This window comes from Mesorhizobium sp. BR1-1-3, assembly GCF_020165455.1.
Classification (GTDB): domain Bacteria; phylum Pseudomonadota; class Alphaproteobacteria; order Rhizobiales; family Rhizobiaceae; genus Mesorhizobium; species Mesorhizobium ciceri.
Genome location: NZ_JAIUIC010000004.1, coordinates 153,753 through 176,078, shown reverse-complemented (window position 1 = coordinate 176,078; position 22,326 = coordinate 153,753). Strand labels below are relative to the sequence as shown.

Annotated in this window: 25 protein-coding genes; 7 read left to right on the top strand and 18 right to left on the bottom strand. The window is 63.2% G+C overall.

The genetic code is table 11. The features are described from left to right. Positions 1 to 35: 35 nt before the first annotated feature. Positions 36 to 560, bottom strand: coding sequence for a glycosyltransferase (locus LB559_RS10980; RefSeq protein ID WP_013532838.1), 525 nt, complete (start codon positions 558 to 560; stop codon positions 36 to 38). A 149-nt stretch (positions 561 to 709) separates the two neighbouring features. Here LB559_RS10980 and LB559_RS10975 point away from each other — a divergent pair, with 149 nt between their 5' ends. Both LB559_RS10975 and LB559_RS10970 read left to right on the top strand, forming a co-directional pair. Further along, a complete protein-coding gene (locus tag LB559_RS10975; RefSeq protein WP_023808673.1) occupies positions 710 to 1,864 on the top strand; it encodes a PA0069 family radical SAM protein in 1,155 nt (384 codons plus the stop codon). Between the two features lie 152 nt (positions 1,865 to 2,016). Further along, positions 2,017 to 2,718 (top strand): ribonuclease HII, encoded by a 702-nt coding sequence (locus LB559_RS10970; RefSeq protein ID WP_224674048.1) that lies wholly within the window; start codon positions 2,017 to 2,019, stop codon positions 2,716 to 2,718. A 274-nt stretch (positions 2,719 to 2,992) separates the two neighbouring features. Here the strand turns inward: LB559_RS10970 and LB559_RS10965 are convergent, their stop codons facing one another. The 7 genes from LB559_RS10965 to LB559_RS10935 all read right to left on the bottom strand — a co-directional run bounded on the left by LB559_RS10965 (position 2,993) and on the right by LB559_RS10935 (position 8,566). Continuing rightward, entirely contained in the window at positions 2,993 to 3,484 is a 492-nt protein-coding gene (locus LB559_RS10965; RefSeq protein WP_013532841.1) for a F0F1 ATP synthase subunit B, read from the bottom strand. A 10-nt stretch (positions 3,485 to 3,494) separates the two neighbouring features. Further along, positions 3,495 to 4,094 carry a F0F1 ATP synthase subunit B gene (locus tag LB559_RS10960; RefSeq protein ID WP_013532842.1) on the bottom strand — a complete coding sequence of 200 codons (600 nt, stop codon included), beginning with the start codon at positions 4,092 to 4,094 and terminating at the stop codon, positions 3,495 to 3,497. Between the two features lie 63 nt (positions 4,095 to 4,157). Beyond that, entirely contained in the window at positions 4,158 to 4,382 is a 225-nt protein-coding gene (locus LB559_RS10955) for a F0F1 ATP synthase subunit C (protein ID WP_006206606.1), read from the bottom strand. Positions 4,383 to 4,467: 85 nt separating this feature from the next. After that, entirely contained in the window at positions 4,468 to 5,226 is a 759-nt protein-coding gene (locus tag LB559_RS10950) for a F0F1 ATP synthase subunit A (protein WP_013532843.1), read from the bottom strand. A 59-nt stretch (positions 5,227 to 5,285) separates the two neighbouring features. Then, positions 5,286 to 5,693 (bottom strand): AtpZ/AtpI family protein, encoded by a 408-nt coding sequence (locus LB559_RS10945; RefSeq protein ID WP_013532844.1) that lies wholly within the window; start codon positions 5,691 to 5,693, stop codon positions 5,286 to 5,288. 254 nt (positions 5,694 to 5,947) lie between these two features. After that, a complete protein-coding gene (locus LB559_RS10940) occupies positions 5,948 to 7,132 on the bottom strand; it encodes a cell wall hydrolase (RefSeq protein ID WP_013532845.1) in 1,185 nt (394 codons plus the stop codon). A 144-nt stretch (positions 7,133 to 7,276) separates the two neighbouring features. Then, a complete protein-coding gene (locus tag LB559_RS10935; RefSeq protein ID WP_224619719.1) occupies positions 7,277 to 8,566 on the bottom strand; it encodes an MFS transporter in 1,290 nt (429 codons plus the stop codon). A gap of 119 nt (positions 8,567 to 8,685) precedes the next feature. Here LB559_RS10935 and LB559_RS10930 point away from each other — a divergent pair, with 119 nt between their 5' ends. Beyond that, positions 8,686 to 9,594 carry a LysR substrate-binding domain-containing protein gene (locus LB559_RS10930; RefSeq protein WP_013532847.1) on the top strand — a complete coding sequence of 303 codons (909 nt, stop codon included), beginning with the start codon at positions 8,686 to 8,688 and terminating at the stop codon, positions 9,592 to 9,594. A 32-nt stretch (positions 9,595 to 9,626) separates the two neighbouring features. Here LB559_RS10930 and der read toward each other — a convergent pair whose 3' ends face one another. After that, complete coding sequence (gene der / locus LB559_RS10925) at positions 9,627 to 11,060, bottom strand: ribosome biogenesis GTPase Der (RefSeq protein WP_224674047.1); 1,434 nt, start codon at positions 11,058 to 11,060, stop codon at positions 9,627 to 9,629. Further along, complete coding sequence (locus LB559_RS10920) at positions 11,057 to 11,722, bottom strand: tetratricopeptide repeat protein (protein WP_013532849.1); 666 nt, start codon at positions 11,720 to 11,722, stop codon at positions 11,057 to 11,059. The genes der and LB559_RS10920 overlap by 4 nt, the downstream gene beginning before the upstream one ends. Before the next feature lie 213 nt (positions 11,723 to 11,935). Here LB559_RS10920 and LB559_RS10915 point away from each other — a divergent pair, with 213 nt between their 5' ends. Beyond that, entirely contained in the window at positions 11,936 to 12,943 is a 1,008-nt protein-coding gene (locus tag LB559_RS10915) for a polysaccharide deacetylase family protein (RefSeq protein ID WP_013532850.1), read from the top strand. A gap of 33 nt (positions 12,944 to 12,976) precedes the next feature. Here LB559_RS10915 and sbmA read toward each other — a convergent pair whose 3' ends face one another. The 3 genes from sbmA to LB559_RS10900 all read right to left on the bottom strand — a co-directional run bounded on the left by sbmA (position 12,977) and on the right by LB559_RS10900 (position 15,848). Next, the gene (sbmA, locus tag LB559_RS10910; protein ID WP_013532851.1) at positions 12,977 to 14,236 is read right to left on the bottom strand and encodes a peptide antibiotic transporter SbmA; all 1,260 of its coding nucleotides are present in this window, start codon (positions 14,234 to 14,236) and stop codon (positions 12,977 to 12,979) included. A 113-nt stretch (positions 14,237 to 14,349) separates the two neighbouring features. Further along, positions 14,350 to 15,510 (bottom strand): YbfB/YjiJ family MFS transporter, encoded by a 1,161-nt coding sequence (locus tag LB559_RS10905; protein WP_224674046.1) that lies wholly within the window; start codon positions 15,508 to 15,510, stop codon positions 14,350 to 14,352. A gap of 116 nt (positions 15,511 to 15,626) precedes the next feature. Further along, a complete protein-coding gene (locus LB559_RS10900; RefSeq protein WP_024502627.1) occupies positions 15,627 to 15,848 on the bottom strand; it encodes a hypothetical protein in 222 nt (73 codons plus the stop codon). Between the two features lie 94 nt (positions 15,849 to 15,942). On the opposite strand from LB559_RS10900, the gene LB559_RS10895 reads away from it, so the two are divergent. The 3 genes from LB559_RS10895 to LB559_RS10885 are packed head-to-tail and all read left to right on the top strand — an operon-like array spanning position 15,943 to position 18,563. Further along, a complete protein-coding gene (locus LB559_RS10895; RefSeq protein WP_013532854.1) occupies positions 15,943 to 16,935 on the top strand; it encodes a LysR substrate-binding domain-containing protein in 993 nt (330 codons plus the stop codon). After that, complete coding sequence (locus LB559_RS10890) at positions 16,932 to 18,188, top strand: aminopeptidase (RefSeq protein WP_127369392.1); 1,257 nt, start codon at positions 16,932 to 16,934, stop codon at positions 18,186 to 18,188. Before LB559_RS10895 ends, LB559_RS10890 begins: the two co-directional genes overlap by 4 nt. 21 nt (positions 18,189 to 18,209) lie before the next feature. Then, positions 18,210 to 18,563 (top strand): DUF488 domain-containing protein, encoded by a 354-nt coding sequence (locus LB559_RS10885; RefSeq protein WP_224674045.1) that lies wholly within the window; start codon positions 18,210 to 18,212, stop codon positions 18,561 to 18,563. 213 nt (positions 18,564 to 18,776) lie between these two features. Here LB559_RS10885 and LB559_RS10880 read toward each other — a convergent pair whose 3' ends face one another. The 5 genes from LB559_RS10880 to LB559_RS10860 all read right to left on the bottom strand — a co-directional run bounded on the left by LB559_RS10880 (position 18,777) and on the right by LB559_RS10860 (position 22,257). Next, complete coding sequence (locus LB559_RS10880) at positions 18,777 to 19,127, bottom strand: ArsC family reductase (RefSeq protein WP_063167640.1); 351 nt, start codon at positions 19,125 to 19,127, stop codon at positions 18,777 to 18,779. 173 nt (positions 19,128 to 19,300) lie between these two features. Further along, positions 19,301 to 19,654 (bottom strand): nuclear transport factor 2 family protein, encoded by a 354-nt coding sequence (locus LB559_RS10875; RefSeq protein ID WP_224674044.1) that lies wholly within the window; start codon positions 19,652 to 19,654, stop codon positions 19,301 to 19,303. Positions 19,655 to 19,790: 136 nt separating this feature from the next. After that, on the bottom strand, positions 19,791 to 20,396 hold the full coding sequence (locus LB559_RS10870) for a 2'-5' RNA ligase family protein (RefSeq protein ID WP_027164192.1): 606 nt from the start codon (positions 20,394 to 20,396) through the stop codon (positions 19,791 to 19,793). 177 nt (positions 20,397 to 20,573) lie between these two features. Then, a complete protein-coding gene (locus tag LB559_RS10865; protein ID WP_224674043.1) occupies positions 20,574 to 21,659 on the bottom strand; it encodes an ABC transporter ATP-binding protein in 1,086 nt (361 codons plus the stop codon). Continuing rightward, positions 21,649 to 22,257, bottom strand: coding sequence for a cupin domain-containing protein (locus LB559_RS10860; RefSeq protein ID WP_224674042.1), 609 nt, complete (start codon positions 22,255 to 22,257; stop codon positions 21,649 to 21,651). Before LB559_RS10860 ends, LB559_RS10865 begins: the two co-directional genes overlap by 11 nt. Positions 22,258 to 22,326 lie beyond the last annotated feature (69 nt).

The window sequence follows — 22,326 nt, the reverse complement described above, 5'->3', positions numbered from 1 at the left end:
GTGCAATGCACAATGGCCTGAGCAACTGCAAAAAATCATGTCGAGGAGCGGCGTTCCTGCTTGGCGGGCGCCATCCAGATCTCGGCGTCGAGCCGCTTCGTTGCGAGGCCGCGGGCGATGGCCTCAGCACTGCCGGCACTCTTGGCCGCGGCCGCCGCCTGACGCTTGCTGATCAGCAATCCGTCGGCCAGGGCGCGGTTTCCCGAAAAGACCCGTGCCAGGAATGGCGTGCGGCTGGCCCGCGTGCGCGAAAACCGTGCGGCCATGGTCTGCCTGGCCGTATGCGCGACAACCTCATCGATCCAGCCCTCCACCAACCGCGCGCCCGGTTCCAGGAGCAGCAACCAATCCCCCTTGGCCTGGCGGATGCCGGCAGCGACACCGCCGGTCACGTACTGACAGCCGGCATGCTCGGCCACACGATGCGTCTGGTCGGTGGAGCCTGTGTCGCAGACGATGACTTCACGCACCACGCCTTCGACCGCGCCGCCAATCAGCGAGGCGAGCGTGCGGGCGAGGCCCTCCTCGTCATTGCGGGTTTCGATGAGAACACTGAGCATCCTTAGCCGAATAGCGGAAAGCGCCGCACAGCGCCAGTTTTGCATCGCACCATAGAAAGTTCTTGCTTTGTTCTCATCGACGAAATAGGAATAATTTCATGAACAGAGCGATTCGACACAACACGGACAGTCCCTGGGAGCGGGCGAAAATGGAACAGATCGTGCGCGCCGACATTGCAGCTTTCGGAGCAGGAAGAGCCGAGATGGCCAATGCGATGGTCGAGCAGAGCGGCATGCGTGTCCGCCCGGACCGCAACCGCGGCAGGTCGGCCGGCATCAACCCGTCCGGCCGATTCGAGCCAGTCAGCCGGCACGTGTTCGACGATGGCTGGAATTCGCTGGAAGAACTGCCCCCCTTCAAGACCGAAGTGCAGGTCGAGAAGCCGCGCACCATCATCACCCGCAACGAATCGCCCGACATTTCCTTCGACCGTTCCATCAACCCTTATCGCGGCTGCGAGCATGGCTGCGTCTATTGCTTTGCCCGCCCGACGCACGCGTTCATGGGCCTGTCGCCGGGTCTGGATTTCGAATCGAAGCTGTTTGCCAAACCTGATGCGGCGCGCTTGCTCGACAAGGAGCTTTCGAAGGACAGCTATCAGCCGCGCACCATCGCCATCGGCACCAACACCGACCCCTACCAGCCGATCGAGAAGCAATACCGGATCATGCGCGAAATCCTCGAAGTGCTGGAAGCGCGCGGCCATCCGGTCGGCATCGTGACAAAGTCCGCCCTGGTGACGCGCGATATCGATATCCTGTCGCGCATGGCCGAACGAGGGCTCGCCAAGGTGGCGCTGTCGGTGACGACGCTCGACCGCATGCTGGCGCGCACCATGGAGCCGCGCGCGTCGACGCCGACCAAGCGGCTGGAAGCGATCCGGCAGCTTTCGGATGCCGGCATTCCGGCGTCGGTCATGGTGGCGCCGATCATTCCGGGCCTGACCGATCCGGAGATGGAACGCATCCTCGATTCGGCACGTGCGGCCGGCGCGCGCGAGGCGGGTTATGTGATCCTGCGGCTGCCACTGGAGGTCAGCCCGATCTTCAAGGACTGGCTGCTGCGCCATTATCCCGACCGTTACCGCCATGTGATGTCGCTTGTCCGCTCCATGCGTGACGGCAAGGACTACGATTCGGAATGGGGCAAGCGCATGAAGGGCGCCGGTCCCTATGCCTGGCAGATCGGCCGGCGCTTCGAGATCACAGCCAAGCGGCTTGGTCTCAATGCCGAACGGCGCACGCTGCGGACCGATCAGTTCGTTGCCGCCGGGAAAGACCAGGTGCAACTGACGCTGCTTTGAAGAGACAATTCGTCGCGATGGTTTGATCCGTCGCGCACCAAGAATCCCGTCCGGCCTGCCCCGGCCTGCAGACGGTGCCCTCCCGGTCCGGCGCCCCACCCGACCCGGAGGGACTTGCGGAGAATCGGAGCCGATGCGAACCTCGCCGCAACATGGCTCGCGCGCGTTCTGATTCTCCGCCTCTCTTTGAGATCATCGAGAAGCCCGACTTCTCCTTCGAGACGAAGGCGATGGCGGAGGGCCTGTGGCCGGTCGCCGGGATGGACGAGGCAGGCCGCGGCCCCCTGGCCGGGCCGGTGGTCGCCGCAGCGGTGGTGCTCGATCCCGCCAACATTCCCGACGGCCTCGACGATTCCAAACGCCTCAGCCATTTACAGCGTGAGGCCCTGTTCCTGCGCATTCTCGGCTCCGCACAGGCGGTCTCGATGGCCTCCATCAGCGCCGAGGGCATCGACGGCAGCAACATCCTCAAGGCAAGCCTGGAAGCCATGCGGCGCGCGCTGGTAGGGCTGTCGATCCGGCCGAAGCTTGCGCTTGCCGATGGACGCAACGTGCCGCCGGGACTGCCTTGTGAAGGGCGCGCGCTGATCAAGGGCGACCAGCGTTCGCAGTCGATCGCCGCCGCCTCGATCGTCGCCAAGGTGATGCGCGACCGCATGATGTGCGGCTGCGGCAACCATCACGACCGCTACGGGTTCGAAGTCCATATGGGCTACGCCACGGTTCGCCATCGCACCGCGATCGAAGCGCATGGCCCGGTGGCGCGGCTGCACCGCGTGTCGTTTGCGCCATTCCGGCTGGGTGGGGCCGAGGTGGACGTGGTGGAAGAAGAGAGCTTCGCCGGGCTGGATTGAGCGACGACGACGACAAGCCAATCTCCCCCTTGTGGGGGAGATGTCCGGTAGGAGAGAGGGGGGCGCTGTCCCGCCGGCCTCTCAATCGATTGCAGTTATGCCCTCAGGCTTGTCCCGATAGACCTTAGGACAACAAAGGTTAGCGTTCCTTCACGCCCCCCTCTGCCCTGCCGGGCATCTCCCCCACGAGGGGGGAGATTGGCAGCTTCAGCGCCGCAACAAAAAAGCCGCCGGGTTGCCCGGGCGGCTTTCGATGACTGGCTAGACGAACCGCCTAATTCAGCTTCGACTTCACGTCCGCGAGCGAAGCCTTGAACAGATCTGCACCGGCCTTGGCGTCGATCTTGCCGGCAAGCAGCGCGCGTGCTGCCTCGACGGCGATGTCGACGGCGCTGGCGCGCACTTCGCTGATGGCATCACGCTCGGCCTGACCGATCTTCTGTTCGGCAAGCGCGGTGCGCCTGACGACATAGTCCTCGGTCTTCTTATGCGCGTCGGCGGCAAGCATGTCGGCTTCGCGCTTGGCGGCAGCGACGATGTCGGCGGCCTCCTGCTCGGCTTCCTTGCGCTTGCGCTGGTACTGGCCGAGCAGCTGCTGGGCCTCCTCGCGCAGCCGGCGCGCTTCGTCCAGTTCATTGCTGATCCTGGCGGCACGGGCGTCGAGCGCCTTGGCGATCATGCCAGGCACCTTGATGTAGACGGCAACGCCGAGGAAGATGATCAGGGCTATCGTGGCCCAGAGCGTCGCGAGAGATGTGTAATCCATGATGCGCTCCTCACCGGGCCACGGATTTGACCGCGGCCGCGATCTCGGCCTTGCTGGCCTTGCCGCCAACCAGAGCCTCGACGATCGCCGAAGCGGTGTCCTCGGCGATGCTGCCGACTTCCTTCATGGCATTGGCCTTGATGGAAGAAATGCGGGCTTCGGCTTCGCCAAGCTTCGCGTCGAGCGCGGCCTCGACCTTCTTGCGAGCGGTGTCGGCCTCGGCCTTGGCAGCGTCGTTGGCCTGCTGGCCGATCGCGTTGGCCTTGGTCTTGGCTTCCGCCAGTTCCTGCTCGTAGGCAGCAACGGCGGCGTCGGCCTCGCCCTTCAACCTGGCCGCCTGGTCGAGGTCCTGCGTGATGCGATCGTTGCGGACATCGATGATGCCGCCGACGCGCGGCATCACCACCCGCTTCAGGAAGAGATAGAACAGCCCGAAGGTGATCGCCAGCCACAGAAGCTGCGACGGGAACGTCGCCGGATCGAATGGCGGAAACGTGCCATGCGCTTCAGCAGGCACGCTGGTGCCGGAATGCGTGTCGCCTTCCGTCGCAGCGTGGCTGGTATCGGCTGATGGCGCGGACTCTTGCGCAAAGGCAGATGTCACGAACATGGACTATCCCCGAAATTCAGGCCCGCCGCTTGCGCGGCCGGCCTGTCCAATCTTCCCGAGTGCTCAGCCGAACAGGGCCAGAAGCGCGATGAGAAGCGAGAAGATGCCCAGAGCTTCGGTCACGGCAAAGCCGAAGATCAGACGGCCGAACTGGCCATCGGCGGCCGACGGGTTGCGCAGTGCGCCCGCCAGGTAGCTGCCGAAGATGTTGCCGAGGCCAATGCCCGCGCCACCCATGCCCAGGCAAGCGATGCCGGCGCCGATGTACTTTGCTGCTTCTGCGTCCATTTGTTCAACTCCTTTGGATCTAAAATTCCGTTGCGATTCCATCCGGCGCCAATGTTGGAAATCTTTGGGCCGGAAACTTTTGGACCTAGTGCCCTGGATGCAGGGCGTCGTTGAGATACATGCAGGTCAACACGGCAAAGACGTAGGCCTGCAGGAAGGCGACCAGCAGTTCCAGTGCCGTCAGCGCCACCGCCATCGCCAGAGGCAGGATCGAGCCGGCGACGCCAACCGCGCCGAGCGCGCTCAGGCTGACGACGAAGCCGGAGAACACCTTCAGCGTGATGTGGCCGGCGAGCATGTTGGCGAACAGACGAACCGAGAGGCTGACCGGGCGCGACACGAAGGAGATCACTTCGATCAGCACCACGAGAGGCAGCAGGAAGACCGGCACGCCGTGCGGCACGAACAGTTTCAGGAAGCCAAGACCATGCTTCATGAAGCCGTAGACGACCACGGTTGCGATCACCAGCACGGCAAGGCCGAAGGTGACGATGATGTGGCTGGTGACGGTGAAGAAATAGGGGAACAGGCCAAGCAGATTGGCGACGAGCACGAACATGAACAGCGAGAACACGAGAGGGAAGAACTTCATGCCCTGCGTGCCGGCGGCGTCGCGCAACATGTTGCCGACAAACTCGTACGCCATCTCGGAGACCGACTGAAGTCGCCCGGGAACCAGGCTGCGGCTCGACGTCGTGAGAAACAGGAATCCAGCCGCGACGATCACGGTTGCGACCATGAACAGCGCCGAATTGGTGAAAGACAGGTCATAGCCGCCGATGTCGATCGGAATCAGCTTGTTGATATGGAACTGGTGGATCGGATCGACCTTGTCAGCTGCCACGTTCAAACCCCGTCAATGCCGCGTACGGCCTCGTTACCATTACCGCACATGGTGCGCGGTCATTTCTTGTCGTCTTGGCCACGGCGCGATTTATCGCCCTGTCCAAATTCTGCCACGACGCCGGCGGAACGCATCACATTGAGCACTCCGGCGCCAAAACCAAGCAGCAGAAACACGATCAGACCCCATGGCGATGTCCCCGCCAAACGGTCGATGACCCAGCCGATGCCGGCACCCACCACCACCCCGGCGATAAACTCGCTGGAGAGTTTGAGCGCCTGACCATAACCGGCCACACTGCCCGCTTTCGCGTCGTCTTTCCCCTCGAGCCGGCCCGGCCGCCTTGTCGCAAGCGAAGCTTCAAGGTCGCGGCGGCGGCGCTCAAGATCGTCGTCGCGGATGTCGGGTTCATGCTGATTGCCGCGGCCGGTTTCTCCGGTTCCGTCTGGCCCATTCTTGTCGGCCATCGCAACCCCCCTGCCCGGTCAGACCGTCACCGTCCGTCCGCTTCTAAAGTCGCCGGCAACATAGTTAGAGGGTTTGCGCCCGTCAAGCCACGGGCGGAAGTTCATTGCCATGTATTTTAGGCAATAAAATCAATGAATTACGAAGGTGCGACATCGTGCCCGCCAGGATGACGAGGATGCATGGCGCGAATCCCCCGCGCAATGGCTCTTTGATCGGCTGCGCGCCACATCAAGGATCAGCGGCTGCTCCGCACTCAGCTCCAGCCGCCGCCATAGGTCCGATAGAAGATATGCAGACCGATCTTGGTCATCTTCTGCATCGTGCGCGCCCAGCCGGGATGGACATATTGGGCATAGTAGTGGGTCGACGATCCGACTTCCGGAATGAAGATCTTGCCGGCGGTGACGGCCATGGCGATCTCCTGGGCGGTCTTGTAGGCGGCTGGGCTATCGATGCGCTTCTTCCTGCCGTCGCAGGCGAAGGAGAACTGGCAACGGTTGAACCAGCTGTCGTTCTGGTAGACAACGCCGCAGATCGAATTCGGATAGGTCGGATTGCGGACGCGGTTGAGGATGACCTGGGCGACAGCGGCCTGGCCGCGCACGGATTCGCTCCTCGCCTCGAAATAGATTCCGTTGGCAAGGCATGCCTGCTCCTTCTTGGAGAAGACACTCGCCGGCAGCGGGTTCTGGATCCACGAATGATCGCCCTTGGCCATCGGCGGAATGAAGCGGCCCTCATTGGGCTGCTCGTCCTGAAGCAGGGCCTCGAAGGGCGATGCCTTGGCATAGTCCGGCTCGGATTGCGCATAGGCGGTGGCCAGCACATCCGGATGGTCGTTGTTGACCAGCGCCGCCAGCATGGCCGGCATGCCGGGATCCGGCTTCTTGTCCTCGCGCACATGGAATGCGGCGGCGATCTGGATTTCCTTGCCTTTGATCTGCGGCTTGGCGAAAGCCATTTTCAGGCCGCTGTCCATGCTGGGCCGGAGCAAGGAGGAGGTGCGCTCGAAGATCGAGCCGGCGTTGAAGTTCTTTGGCGGTGCGACGGGAGACATCTGGACGATGCGCCCTTTCTTCTCGGCGCGCACGACGCGGTCCTCATCGGGCGTGGCGCTGACCTTGCCGCCCTTGCCGCGAAACGACACGTTGCCGACACCGGCCAGGTGGACGCCCGATCCGGAAATGGAGCCGGTGACATCGGAATCGACAAAGGGCATCTCAGCCGCATGGGTCGAGCCGGCAACGGATTTCTCGACATAGGAATTCCAGCGCGTGCTCGATGCTTCGAGGCCGGAAACGAGGCTCGTCATGTCCTGATAGGCGGCGACGGTCGGAAAGCCGATCCAGATGCCGAAACCGATGACGAGCGGACCCAGAAAGCCACGTTTTCTCTCACCGGCGGCGGCAACCAGCCGCTTCAACACACGTCGATGCACGGAACTCTCTCCAGGAACGCTACAGACCCCACTGGAGAGCAAAATGATGCATTAACCTTGATGGGACGTTAACGGATTCGATCGGGTTTTCCCGGTCGGCCCGAGGTCGTGGTTGCGAAGTCGGGCGATTTTGCGGCCGACTATTCAGGCCGGACGCAGGAAGATCGGCCGGGCGATCAGCGCGCAGATGGCGGCCGCCAGCCAGACGCCGGACCAGGACCAGAGGTGCAAGAGCCCCGGAATGGCCACCGGCACCAGGAAGAAGCCGACGAAAACAAAGGTGTTGGCAAGGCTGAGCGCGGTTCCGACATGGCCGGCGCCGGCAAGGGTGGCAAGCTCGGTGTAGGCGACGCCGTGCCAGGCGGAGACAGAGATGCCTGCGACAATAAGCACGACCGGAAGAACCGCCGACCAGATGAGCTGGCCGCCCGGAATGGTTGGGCCGAACAGGACCAGCAGCCAAAGCATGGCGAAGGCAAGGGCGCTGAACGCGCTGCACAGGCGAAGAAATTGGCGGCGGTTGCCGTGACGGTCGGTGAAGCGGCCGCTCCAGATGCGCATGACCATGGCGCCGATCTGCACCGCGGCGAGGCTGGCACTGATTGCCGCCGTTCCCAACCCAACGAAGTCGTGCAGGAATACGGAGGCGAAGGTGAGCACGGCCACCTGCGGAAAGCAGAGCAGGCCGATGGCGGTCGCGATACGCCAGACGTCGCGATTGCGCAGCGGCGCCGGTCCGGCCACAGCCGAAGCGGGATGGCCCTCGCCCGCCGTCGGCGGCTCGTGCAGCCAGCGCCAGGCGAACAGGGCAGACAGAGCGGATGCACCCGCCAGGACCCCGAACACCGCGGCAAAGCCGAAAGCCAGCGCAAGCGAGGGCAGCACGAGCGCGCCAAGGCCGCCGCCAAGCGGCACCGCCGTCTGCCTGATGCTCATGGCGAAGCCGCGCTCGTTTTCCCGGAACCAGCCCATGATGGCGCGGCCGCTCGAACCGTTGACGCTGCCGCCGAGCAATCCGGTGATGAATAGGCTCGCGGAGAGCAGCGTGACATCGGGAGTACCGGTCCTTGTCGGCACGACCAGCATCGCCATGACCAGGAGCCACGCCGCCGTCGCGCCGAGCCCGATCAACAGCACGCGGCGGTCGCCCCAGCGATCGGTGAGCAAGCCCCAGGGCAGTTCGCTGAGCGCGACCCCAAGCCCGAGAAGGCCGAGCGCCAGACCGAGTTCGGCATTGCCTAGGTGATAGCCCTGGCGAAGAACGACCGCCGTCGCCGGGATGCCGGAGAACGTAGCCGAGAAGGCGGCATTGGCGGCAACGCCGATGCCCAGGACTTTCCAGCGATGGCCCGGCGTGAACACCCTCCCGGTGGAACCGGTATCTTCCAGAAGTTCCGACGGCTGCCGGTCGGTGCAATTGACAATGGCGGACATGACTTCATTTCCCGTGCTGGCCAGCGGTTCGGCCTTGACGATCCGTCCCTACCGCCATAATTTCGTCCTGAAAATCAGGAAGTTTTTAACTTACAATCCTGAAAATCGGGACTTCCAACATGCGACGCGTGACATTCGACCTCGACGTCCTGCGCAGTTTCGTCACCGGCATGGAGCTGGGTAGCTTTGCCAAGGCCGCTGATCGGCTTGGCCGGTCGACGTCGGCGGTCAGCGCGCAATTGAAGAAACTGGAAGAACAGGCGGCGACGCCGATCTTCCGCAAATCAGGACGGGGCCTCGCTTTGACCGAGGCCGGCGAGACCATGCTCGGCTATGCGCGCAGGCTGATCGAATTGAATGACGAGGCGGCATCCGCCATCCACGGTGTCGAGCTGGAAGGCTGGGTACGGCTCGGCTTGCAGGAAGATTTCGGCGAGGCGGTGCTGCCGGACGTGCTCGGCCGATTTGCCCGGGCGCACCCCAAGGTGAAGATCGAAGCCAGGATCGCACGCAGCCACGACCTTGCCGAAAGGGTCCTGTCAGGCAGCCTCGATATCGCGCTCGCCTGGCACTGCGGCGAAACGCTGCCCTACAGCCAGCATGTCGCCGATGTGCCGATGCGCTGGATCGGGCCGGCAAAGCGTATCGAGACCAGCCTGCGCAACAGTGAGCCGCTGCCGCTGGTGGCGCTCGAAGCGCCATGCCTTCTGCGCACGGTGGCAACCGAAACGCTCGACCGCGCCGGCCTGTCGTGGCGGATGGCCTTTTCCAGCCCGAGCCTTGGCGGCATCTGGGCAGCCGTGGCGGCGGGGCTGGGGCTGACAATCCGCACCGACATCGGCCTGCCGGCCAGCGTCAGCGCGATGACGCCGGAGATTGCCGGGCTGCCTGCATTGCCCAAAATGGCGTTGGTGCTGCACCAGAAGGATGCTGAACTGGATCCGGTGGCAGCGCGACTGGCCGACATATTGCTGCAGGCGGCGTTGCAGGCGCTGCCACGGGACGAGCGGTTGAAGGAGGTCGCTTAGACAGCCGGAACAGGTATCCAGCGCCCGACCGCTTATTTACGCTTGTTCGACCTGCCGGCGAACGGATTGTCCGACGTGCGCAGCGCGATGCGGATCGGCACGCCGGGCATGTCGAAGGCTTCGCGCAGGCTGTTGGAGAGATAGCGGACATAGGATTGCGGCATCGCATCGGGCCGCGAGCACTGGACAATGAAACCCGGCGGCCGGGTCTTGGCCTGGGTGACGTATTTGACCTTCAGCCGGCGCCCTGCCACGGCAGGCGGCGGATGGTGTGCCAGGATGCCTTCCAGCCAGCGGTTGAGCTTGCCAGTCGAGACGCGGCTGTTCCATACCTTGTGGGTCCTGATGACGGCATCCATCAGCTTGTCGAGGCCGCGCCCGGTCTCGCCGGAGACAGGTACGGCCTGCAGGCCGCGCGCCTGGGGAAGAAGCCGTTCCGTCTTCTCGCGCAGTTCGGCCAGAAGCTCCTGGGGATGGTCGATCAGGTCCCATTTGTTGAAGGCGATCACCGGCGCCCGGCCTTCCCTGATGATCAGGTCGGCGATCTGCAGATCCTGCTTCTCGAAGGGAATGGTGGCGTCGAGCACGATGATGACGATCTCGGCGAAGCGGATGGCGCGCAGGCCGTCCTGCACCGACATCACTTCGAGCTTTTCGTGAATCCTGGCCTTGCGGCGCATGCCGGCCGTATCGAACAGCTTCAGGCGGCGGCCATGCCAATCCCAATCGACCGAGATCGAATCACGGGTGATGCCGGCTTCCGGTCCGGTGAGCAGCCGTTCTTCGCCGATCAGCGCGTTGATCAGCGTCGACTTGCCGGCATTGGGACGGCCGACGACGGCGATGCGCATCGGCTTGGTGTCGTCATAGGTGTGCTCGGCATCCGGATCGGCGATATCCTCGCCGATCAGCACCTCGCCGGCAGCGATCTCTTCGTCTTTGCTATCTTCGTCTTCGCCGAAGGCGCGCGCTTCGCCGAGCGCGCCGATCACGGCGTCGCGCAAATCGGGCATGCCCTGGCCATGCTCGGCCGAAACCGGGATCGGCTCGCCAAGGCCGAGCTCCCAGGCTTCCAGCATACCGCCCTGGGCGCCCTTCGCCTCGGCCTTGTTGGCGACCAGCACGACCGGCTTGCCGGACTTGCGCACGATCTCGGCGAAGGTCCTGTCATCAGGCAAAAGGCCGGACTTGGCGTCGATGGTGAAGAAGATCAGGTCGGCCTCGCGGATAGCGATCTCGGTCTGCGCACGCATGCGGCCGGGCAAGGTCGAGGCACCAGCGTCCTCGAAGCCGGCGGTGTCGATGACATCGAAATGCAGGTCGTAGAGCTTGGCGGCGTGGACGCGACGATCGCGGGTGACGCCCGGCGTGTCGTCGACAAGCGCCAGCTTTCTTCCCACCAGCCGATTGAAGAGAGTCGATTTGCCGACGTTAGGTCTGCCGATGATGGCGACTTTGAAGGTCACGACGCACTGCCCGACCCGCGGATCAGCTCGGACATCAATGTTGCGCGCTCGCGGGTGTTGCGCGGGGCGCCGTCATCGGCGGCGATCTGGTCGAACAGTTTCAGCGCGTCCTGCGTCTTGCCTTCCTTCCAGGCGGAAAGGCCGAGCGCCTCGCGCGCCGTGTGGCGCAGCGTGTTGGTGTCGGATGTCAGCGCTTCGACACGGCTGGACACGTCGGCGAACGAGCCATGGTCGACGAGCAGCAGCGCTGCCCGCAGCCGCGCCATGTCGCGAATGCTCTGGGGAATGGCCGTGTCGGCGGCGACTTCGTCGAAATCCTTGACGGCGGCGGGAACGTCGCCCTTGTTCGCCTTGACGGTCGCGCCGCGCATGCGTGCGAGCAGCGGATAGGCGCCGTAGCCATCCTTCTCCAACTGATCGAGCGCGGTCAGCGCCTCATCGTTCTTGCCGTCATTGGCAAGCTTCAGCGCCTGCGAGAACGCATCGCCCGAGCGGTTGGCGCGCGTCTCGTCCCAATAGCGATAGCCGACGAAGGCTGCGGTGCCGAGCACCACGAGGATCGCAACGACAATCAGGGCTGGGCCAAAACGGTCCCACAGCGCCTGCGCCTGTTCGCGACGGATCTCGTCGTTGACTTCACGGATAAAACTGTCGTCGGACATCAAATCAAACCATTCCTGCCCGGTCGGGCCTTTGTCAGCCCGCGTTTTAGCGAAATTTTGCCGGCATGGAAGGGGTTCAACCGGAAAATCGCTATTGTCCGGGGCAAACGGATGTTTGCCCCGGACGAGCAGCCGAAGAGGCCCATCGCACCCGCGCCACATTTAGGCGATAGCCGGCTTGCAGACGTTCCCCGAGTTAAGATCAGATTTCCTATGCTTCGTCCGTTCCGCGTTGTTGCGTTTTCACTTGCCGCGCTCGTCACTGCCGGCGTGGCTCTGGCCGACCCGCCCGCGCCACCGGTGCCGGCAAAGCCCAAGCAGGTCGTCATCATCTCGTTCGACAGCGCCCGCGACATTTCGCAGTGGAAGCGCAGTCGAGCACTGGCTGAGCGCACCGGCGCACATTTCACCTATTTTCTGTCCTGCGTCTTCCTGCTGTCGACGGAAACACGCAAGGAATACACCGCACCCGGCAGAAGCGCCGGGAAATCCAATATCGGCTTTGCTGCCTCGAAACAGGAAGTCACCGACCGGCTCGAGCAGATCGGGCTTGCCGCGCATGAGGGCCACGACATCGCCAGCCATGGCTGCGGCCATTTCGACGGCAAGGACTGGAGCAAGGCCGACTGGCTGAAAGAGTTCGGTTCGTTCGAGCACATTCTCGAGAACGCCTATGCCATCAACGGCATTGCGCCCGAGCCTGAGGGCTGGCGCGATTTCGCACGGCATGCGGTTGTCGGTTTTCGCGCGCCGTATCTGTCGACGGGCAAGGCGCTCTATGAAGCGCTGCCGGCCGCCGGCTATCAATTCGACGCCAGCGGCGTCTCGCAGGGCCCCGCCCGACCGACGGCCAGCAACGGCGTCATGCACTTTTCGCTGCCGCAGATTCCAGAAGGACCGAAGTCACGGCCGGTGATCGCCATGGACTACAATCTCTATGTCAGGCATTCCGGCGGCTTCGAACGGCCAAGCCAAGCGGGCGAGTTCGCCAACCGGACCTATGATGCCTTCCGCGCCGCCTTCGACAAGCAGTATGCCGGCAAGCGCATTCCGCTGGAGCTCGGCTTCCACTTCGCGCTGATGAATGACGGCGCCTACTGGAACGCGCTGGAGCGCTTTGCCGGCGAGGTCTGCGTCAAGGCCGATGTCGAATGCATCAGTTTTCGCGATTATGTTTCGCGCCAGGATGCCGGCCAGAGGCAGGTCTCGGTCGGCGGCTGAGCCGCCAACCCGGTTCGTTTCCAACCTCGATCTTTAGGCCGGATCCTCAGCGCCCTGCCTTGCCAGATAGCGCTGGTCGATATCGGGCAGCGGCTCGCCTTGCAGCGTCGCCTCGAAGGCGCGCAGGCGCTTGTGGACCGATTGCAGCTCGACGATGGTCGACCAGGAGGTGAGCAGAAACTGCAGTGAACCGGTCACCTTGCCGAATGCGTTCGAAATCTGGTTCAGCGCGCCGAACGTGATCTTGTGCGCCACCAGCGAGGGACCGAGGATCAGCAGCGAGAAAATGTTGTCGGCCTGCAGGTAGGTGTAACGGACGACGTTGAAATAGATGTAGTGGAAATAGAGCCTGAAATAATTGTGGCGAACATTCTCGAACAGCTCGGCCGTGGTGGCCGGCTGGGCCCGGTCCGCGTGATCCTCGCCGTAGACGAGTTCCTTGCGGTAGGCTGCCTCAACGCGCTGGTTGCGGAACTGCAGCCCTGGAAGTTTCAGACCTGCAACCATGACCGAGATCGTCCCGAACAGACACCAGGCAAGGGCTGCGACAACCAATGGCTGTGGAATCGCGCCGATAATCGGCAACTCGGTGATATGGGCCTGCAACTGGATCATGACCGGCAGGAATGCGATCAACGTCATAATCGACTGGACGAAGCTGGAGCCGAGATCTTCCATGATCTGCGAGAACCGCATCGTGTCTTCCTGGATGCGCTGCGAGGCACCCTCGATATGGCGTAGCCTGCCCCAATTCTCGACGAAGTAGTTGTTCATCGCCGTGCGCCAACGGAAGATCCAGTGACTGACGATGAAGGCGTTGACCACCTGCACATTCATGCCGACCAGGGCGAGCCACGAAAAATCAGCCAATCCGATATAAAATTCGCTGTTGGTCGACTTTCCAGTCCCCGACATCAGCCCCTGCACATAGTCGAAGAAAGGCCCATACCAGGCGTTGACGGCGACGCTGACCTGCACATTGAAATAGATGAAGAACAGGATGACCGCGGTCATCAGGATCGACCAGCGTTGCCATGGATGCGGCGAATACCAGCTCCAGAATGCGTAGAAGACGAGCACGCAGAACGCGAAATAGAGATAGAACCAGAGGAACGGCTTCGATACGAGGATGGCGATGCCGATGATGGGCGGCGCGCCGGCCGCGGCGGGCGGCAATCCGAAAACCGTACCTAATTGTTCACCACCGAAGAACCAGAACAGGATCGCCGCAAGGCTCCAGACGGCGGCCGAAGTGAAGAACAGCTTCGGCTGCGGGAAAAAGGATACGAACACTGTGGCGAATTCCTCGATCTAGGCACAAATCAGCTGACGACAGCGGGCATAAAGTCACACATTAGTGGGAAAGAAAATGCCCGTGCCCGATGCCCGGCACAGCAAGCCCACAATCATGGCGATTTTGGCGCAGCCGACCATGTGATGGCGCCGGAGACGACCAGCACGATCGCGGCTGTGATCGAGGCGAGGAAGAAATCGCCGGACATCTGCGCCAGAAACCCGGCGGCGACCGGCCCGATGATCTGGCCAAGGCCGAACGCAGCCGTCATCAGGGCGAATATCCGCCGCGGCGCGCTTGGCGCCTGCTGCCGGGCGGCCTGCAGGCCAAATGCGGTGATGGCAATGAAGGTGCCACCGAGCAGCACGCCGGCAAGCAGCGGCCCGGTGGCGCCGCCGATGGCGACGCTGGCGGTGACGCCGGCAACTTCGATGAAGCACGCCAGCGCATAGGCGGCATAAAGGCCGGTCCGGGCCGCGATCTTCTGCCAGAGCCAGACTGAGGGAAAGCCCGCAAGACCGGCGACCATCCACACCATGGCCTCGAAGACGCGGCTGCCGCCGCCTTGCCGGACGATGGCGACCAGGAATGTCGCCGTCACCACATAGCCAAAGCCGAACAGGCCGTAGGCGACGATGACCTTGACCAACGACCGGTCCATCCGCAGTGCCGGCTCGCGGGTGGCTTCGCCGTTGCCGAGCGGACCCTCATTGGCCAACAGCGCAACGAGGACGAAACCACAGGCCGAAATCGCCGCCGACCACAGCCAGCCTGCAGCCCAGCCCGAATGCTCGGCGACCAGCACCGCCATCATCGCCGCCGATGCCGCTATGCCGAGCCCGACGCCGCCGAAATGCCAGGCCTGCAGGTCGTTGCGACCGGCAGCCGCGATGTGGCTGAAAACGATGCTGGCCATGAACACCATGACGAAGGCGCTGGCCAGACCGGCCAGAAAGCGGATAGCGAGAAAGGCCGTCATCGCTTCGGTCAGCCCCATCAGCGCGGCAAGGACCGTACTGGCGCCAAGCCCCGCCAGCATCAGCAGGCGCTCGCGCCCATGCGCCCAGCCGCCCGCCGCTGCCAACGCGCCGACGAGATAACCGAGATAATTGGCCGACGCGATCCAACCGGCATCGGCAGGCGACAGATGCAATTCCTGCATCATGCCGGGCAGGATCGGCGTGTAGACGAAACGGCCGATGCCCATGGCAACCGCCATGGCAATCATGCCGGCGAAGGCGAAACGCAGCGCTGTCGAGGTGGCTGATGTCATTGCACTGCACAATAAGTGCAGGGGTCGCTGAAACAATCGCCATCTGTTGGGCCAGCGCGTGCGCGGGACGTGGTGCTCGCCTCGACTTTCCTCAAGCCGGAACGCTTGGCGCCTGCTCAGCAGCGGCCGCCGGCGTGCAACGGGGCCGTCTCGTGCACTGTCCGCCGTGCCGTCAGCCTGAACGGCACATCGCCCAGTTCGCGTTCCGACATGGTGTTCAGCACCGGATGCGAAAGCGGATCGGTCAGCCATCTCTGCGTTTCGCCGTCCGGGTGCGGCTCATACGGCGTACTCGCAGCGAAAAAGACCTTCAGCGACGACGACAAGATCCTCAGCATTTCCGGCTCCACAGGTCTGTCTCTTCCGATAAAATCCGCCGTTTCGACATGCCTTTCAATTGAGATTTCAGCCGGATCAGTTTAGAAAAACTCAATGGCCATGCTCAACCGCGTCCACCTCAACGGCCTGCGCGCCGTCGAAACCGTTGCCCGTCTCGGATCGCTGGCGGCGGCCGCCGGTGAGCTCAACGTTTCCGTCAGCGCCGTCAGCCAGCAGATAAGCCGTACCGAAAAACAGCTCGGCCAGGCGCTGTTCGAGCGAACGGCGAGCGGTCTGGTGCTGACCGAATTCGGCGCCGTCTTCGCGGCCCGCCTTGGTGCTGGATTTCGTGAGCTTTCCCAGGCCGTGGCGCTGGCCGACGAGGCTACGCAATGCACATTGGTGGTTTCGGTGGCGCCGGCCTTTGCCTCGAAGTGGCTGTTGCCCAGACTATCTCGCCACTTCGACCGGCATCCCAACGTGCTGCTGCGCATCGACGCTTCGGTGCGGCTGGCCAATCTCGATCACTCAGACATCGACATCGCCATCCGGCTTGGCGACGGCAAATGGCCGGGCGGGCGCACGGAACTGCTCTTGGCGCAGGAAGTCTTCCCGGTCTGCGCGCCGGCGATTGCCCAAAAACTGAAGTCGATCGAGGACCTTGCCCAGACCTGCGCGATCACCGACGAGCGGGCAATGATCAACTGGGAAAGCTGGTTCGAGACGGCCGGTGTCCCACCTGTCAGCTTCCTCAAGGGTGCGCGTTTCACCGACCCGATGCTGTGCCTGGAATCGGCGATTGCCGGCCATGGCGTGATGCTGGGCTGGCAATTGCTCGCCGCGGATGCGCTGGCCGACGGGCGGCTGGTGGCGCCTTTCGGCATCCGCGCCCAGAGCGGGCTCGGCTATTGGCTGGTGACCTCGTCCGTGAAGGCGGAAAGCCGCAAGGTCCGGGATTTCAAGGTCTGGATCAGGGAAGAGATCGAAGCAACCATGGCGCGGTTCGGGTCCGCAAACCCAAAACCCGCCGGCGCGATCGCGGTGGAAAGCGCCGCGCCGCCGCTCTATGGTAGGTCGGACATCAAACTACGACAGGCAGGATCATGACCACACATTCGCGCGGCGTTTCCGCATCAATCGACCCGGTGAAGCTCGACAGGCTGGCGGAAGTCGCCATCAAGGTCGGGCTGCAATTGCAGCCAGGGCAGGATCTGGTGCTGACGTCATCGATCGCGGCACTGCCGCTAACCAGGCGGATCGTCGAGCATGCCTACAAGGCCGGCGCCGGCCTGGTGACGCCGATCTTCAACGATGACGAGATGACGCTGGCGCGCTACCGCTTCGGCGCCGATGCCGGTTTCGACCGCGCCGCCGGCTGGCTCTATGAAGGCATGGCGAAGGCCTTCTCCAACAATGCGGCCAGGCTTGCGGTGCGCGGCGAGGATCCGTCGCTGCTCTCCGCACAGGATCCGGCGAAAGTGGCGCGCGCCAACAAGGCCAATTCGATGGCTTATCAGCCGGCGTTGGAAAAGATCACCGGCTTCGACATCAATTGGAACATCGTCGCCTATCCGGACCTCGCCTGGGCCAAACAGGTCTTCCCCGGCGATGCCGACGATGTTGCGGTCGTGAAACTCGCCGATGCCATCTTCGCCGCGTCGCGGGTCGATGTGGAGGATCCGATCGGCAACTGGAGGGCGCACAACGCGGCGCTGCGCAGCCGCACCGAATGGCTCAACGGCCATAATTTCCATGCGCTGCACTTCACCGGACCGGGCACCGACCTGACGGTTGGACTGGCGGACGGCCATGAATGGATGGGCGGCGCCTCGACCGCCAAGAACGGCATCACCTGCAACCCCAACATCCCGACCGAGGAGGTCTTCACCACGCCGCATGCGAGGCGAGTCGAAGGCCATGTCTCCTCGACCAAGCCGCTGTCCTACCAGGGCACGCTGATCGACGACATTTCGGTGCGTTTCGAAGAAGGCCGGATCGTCGAGGCCAAGGCATCGAAGGGCGAGGACGTGCTGAAGAAGGTGCTCGATACAGACGAGGGCGCGCGCCGTCTCGGCGAGGTGGCGCTGGTGCCGCATTCCTCGCCGATATCGGCCAGCGGCCTGTTGTTCTTCAACACGCTGTTCGACGAGAACGCCGCCTGCCACATCGCGCTCGGCCAATGCTATTCGAAGTGCTTCGTCGACGGCGCCTCGCTCAGCCAGGACGAGATCGCGGCGCGCGGCGGCAACAAGAGCTTCATCCACATCGACTGGATGATCGGCTCGGACAAGATCGACATCGATGGCGTCCACAAGGACGGCGCCCGCGTGCCTGTCATGCGCAAGGGCGAGTGGGCCTGAGGGTTCCAGCCAGGAGGTGTGATGGCCTTCAAGATCGCGGTCAAGCGTATCTACGAGCCACCTGCTCCCGATGACGGGCAGCGGGTTCTGGTCGACCGCATCTGGCCGCGCGGCGTCAGCAAGCAAGACGCCGCGCTGACGCTGTGGTTGAAGGACATCGCGCCGAGCGACGAGTTGCGCAAATGGTTCGGACACGAGGCGGTGCGCTGGGCGGAGTTTCAGGAGCGGTATGGCGCTGAGCTGGATGGGAATGGCGCGGCGGTGACGCAGTTGCGAGGCCTGCTGGGTAACGGCAAGGTGACGCTGCTCTACGGCGCGCATGACGAGGCGCACAACAATGCGGTGGCGCTGGCGGGGTATCTGCGCGGACGCTGAGATTTTATGGCGGTCGGCGGGACAGCGCCCCCCCTCTGGCCTGCCGGCCATCTCCCCCTCAGGTGGGGAGATCCGCTGTCATCATCTTCTTCGCAAATCCCGAACGTGACAGGAATGGCGGAGCGGCGAAGCTGCCAATCTCCCCACTTTAGGGGGAGATGTCCGGCAGGACAGAGGGGGGCGCCACGGAACACCGTGGACCGAGAGGCAGCTCTACTCCCCCACCGCCGCCTCATAGACATCAGCCTTGAACCCGACCATAACCCGGTCGCCTACCTCCAGAACCGGCCGCTTGATCATGGTCGGCTTGGCCAGCATCAGCGCCTTGGCGCTCTTCTCGTCGAGACCCTGCTTTTCCTTGTCCGGCAGCTCGCGGAACGTCGTGCTCGCCTTGTTGAGCAGCTTTTCCCAGCCGACCTTGCCCGCCCAACCATCCAGCCGCTTCGCGTCCAGTCCCTCGGCCCTGAAATCGTGAAACCGGTAGGCTACGTCATGGCCTTCCAGCCAGACGCGCGCCTTCCTGACCGTGTCGCAAGTGGTGATGCCGTACATGGTGATCGTCAAAAGCGTGCTTCCTTGGCTGACTGTCGAATCCGTTCCACAGACTAAACCACCCTTTCCGCTTTGCCAGAGCCGTTGCCATATCTCCGTTCCACATGACGGCCAGGACAATGTCCTGGCCGTCTAACCTCCAGATCATGCAGCAGCGATGTGAGCCGGAAGCCGGGGGGCCGGCCTCAATAATAGAAGCGCTCTTCGGCAATCTTGCCGTTTTTCACCGTGTAGAGGCCGACTTCATCCATGGTGACACGCTCGCCGGTAGCCTTGGGCGTTATGTCGAACTTGAAGCGCACCGCGAATTGGTCGCCATTGACATAGGGGCCTTCGACAGAGCCGCCATGGACTTCATTGTTCTCCTGCCACCACTGGCCCTTCTGCCTGAGAGCCTCCTTGCCACGGGAGATGGCCATCGGCCCCTCCATGGCTTCGTAGCTCACGATATCGTCGGAATTGTACTTCTCGGCGGCAGCTTCGTTCTCGCCCTGCTTGAGCAGCTCGGTAAAATCCTTGGCAATTTCCGCGATGGTCATTTGCGTTCCTCCTGTTCAGACGCACTGCAAATAGGCAACGACTCGCTGGCCTGCCATCGTCGGACCACGGGGTAGCTGACAAGCCATGTCAGGATGATGGATATCGCTCGGAGTATGTGACGACGATGTGAGCACATCACATCGCGCTCAGCGGCCAACATTCCGGGAAAACGTACTTCTTCAGTCCGCGCAAGCTGTGCACAAGGACGAACTCTCGTGCAACAAAGCTGATTGGGCCCATAGGCTGTTTGGGGACAAGTTTTCGGTCATATGCAAGCGTCAGATGCGGAACGAAACCATCTGACGCCTTGAGGCCTTCGCGCAGCATTTCGACGCCGAGCTTCCTGCTCAACTCACAAACCGGTCCGTCATCGGCGAGAAGCACGAAAGGGTGTTTGGCTGGCTTGCCCCTAGTCGCCGGTCGGCCGGGAAAGCTACTGGCATAGCGAAAGGTAACCTCGAACGGGGCCATCGCAATGCGCCGTCCCGATCGGGCGGCCGCAAAAAGAATTTTGGACCGTAGCCTTTTGTAATCACCGACATGCTGCAGGCTGACGTGAAAACGCTCCGGTAGCAGTTGGTCGCCGGTTACCCCGCATTGGCCGCATAGCCGATTTTGACAATCGGCAAAGCGCGAATGGTCCTTAGAATGCAAAAACAAACCGAAGAACACGCGCTCGGGCCGTTTAGGCCGCCATGGCGGCTCTGGAAGTCCATAGTCGAATTCGCCTTGCAGATACATACGCACACGCCCGGCAAAGAACGCTCCTGTTTTGCTCCATTCCGGAACAAAACAGGAACACTCTCCTTGAGTCAAGCCTGGAATCTATTCGAGCTCACGCCCAGCAGCCGATGATACCCTCGACCTCGAGGAAATCGTGGATCGCCCAGTTGGCCCCGGTTTTTAGCGTTCGATGAACTAACCTGGCAGCACTGGGCAGTTGGCGCCACGGCGCAGGCTGATATGCGCCACGTCGCCGACCTGGAAGCGAAAACCCTCGGCCTGGCGCGGCGCGTCGATGACGACAGGTGCGCCCTGCCCGAGTTCGGCATGCAGGCGCAGCGTGCGGCCGTGAAAGACGACGCTGTTGACGCGCGCCGGTGCGGTGCCGGGCGCGGCCTCGGTCATCGCCAGCAAATCCTCCGGGCGCACGCCGATGGTGCGGGTAGCGCCCTCGGCAGGTGCCTCGCCGGTTTCAGAAATAGCCTCCAGCGGCAGGGTGCCGGCGGTGAAACGCAAGCGATCGCCATCGCGGCCGACAAACCGTGATTGCAGGAGATTCATGGTGCCGATGAAGCTCGCCACAAACTTCGTGGCAGGCCGGTCATAAAGTGTGGCCGGCGGTGCGATCTGCTCGATGCGGCCCTTGTTCATGACGACGATGCGGTCGGAAATCGACAGCGCTTCGGTCTGGTCGTGGGTGACCATGACGAAGGTGGTGCCAAGCCGCGACTGCAGCCGCTTCAGCTCAACCTGCATCTGTTCGCGCAGATGCGCGTCGAGCGCCGACAGCGGCTCGTCGAGCAGCAGCACGCGCGGCTCGCAGACGATGGCACGCGCGAGCGCGACGCGTTGGCGCTGGCCGCCAGACAGTTCGGAGACGCGGGCGCCAAGCTTGTCGGCGAGACCGACCATGTCGAGGGCCTCGCCGGTGCGCTTAGCCTGTTCGGCTCCAGACAGTTTGCGCAGCGACAGACCGAAGCCGACATTTTCTGCAACATTCATGTGCGGGAACAGTGCATAGTCCTGGAACACGGTGTTGACCGGCCGGTCGAACGGCCGAAGGGCCGTGATATCGCGATCATCGAGCAACACCTTGCCGCTCGACGGGCTTTCGAAACCGGCGATGACGCGCAGGCTGGTGGTCTTGCCGCAACCCGACGGCCCGAGCAGCGTGATGAACTCGCCGCTGATAATGTCGAGATCGACGGCGTCGAGCCCGACGATGCCGCCAGCAAAAATCTTCGAGACCGCCTGCAGCCGGACGAGTGGATCAGGCGCCATCGCGAACCTCGGACGGCTTCGTGGTGTTGACCCAGAGAACCTGGCAACGCTCGGCGCCCGGATTGCGGAAGGCATGCAAAAGCGTGCTCTTGAAGGCAAAGCTGTCGCCCGCCTTCAGCCCGTATTTCGTCGAATCCACCACCAGTTCGACCTCACCGGCCAGCACGAAGCCGAATTCATGGCCGGCATGCGCATAGGCCTCGGCCGTGCCGCCGCCGGCTTCCACTGTCACCAGCATGCCGGTCAGCGTCGCGCCCGGCGGTGACAGCAGCGCCTTGGCAATGCCTTCCGATTTCACCGGGATTTGCCGCCGCTTGTCGGCACGCACGCAATAGAGATCGTTGGCCGCATCGTTGCCGTCGGCGATCAGCGCCGACGGCTCGATGTCGAGGGCGGCGGCGAGCGGCCAGATCACCTTGACGCGAAGCGAGGACATGCCGCGCTCGATCTGGCTCAATGCACCGATCGACACGCCGGCCTTTGCCGCAAGATCGGCCAGCGACAAATTGCGCTCCAGCCGCAGCGCCCGCACGCGCCGGCCGACGCGAACGTCGGCATCGTCCTTCGGCTTCCCAGCCGCTTCATCCAGCATGTCCATGCATTCGTCCTCGTCTTGTTCCCTTCTCCCCTTGTGGGGTGAGAAGCGGTTCGCGCAGCGAACGAAAAG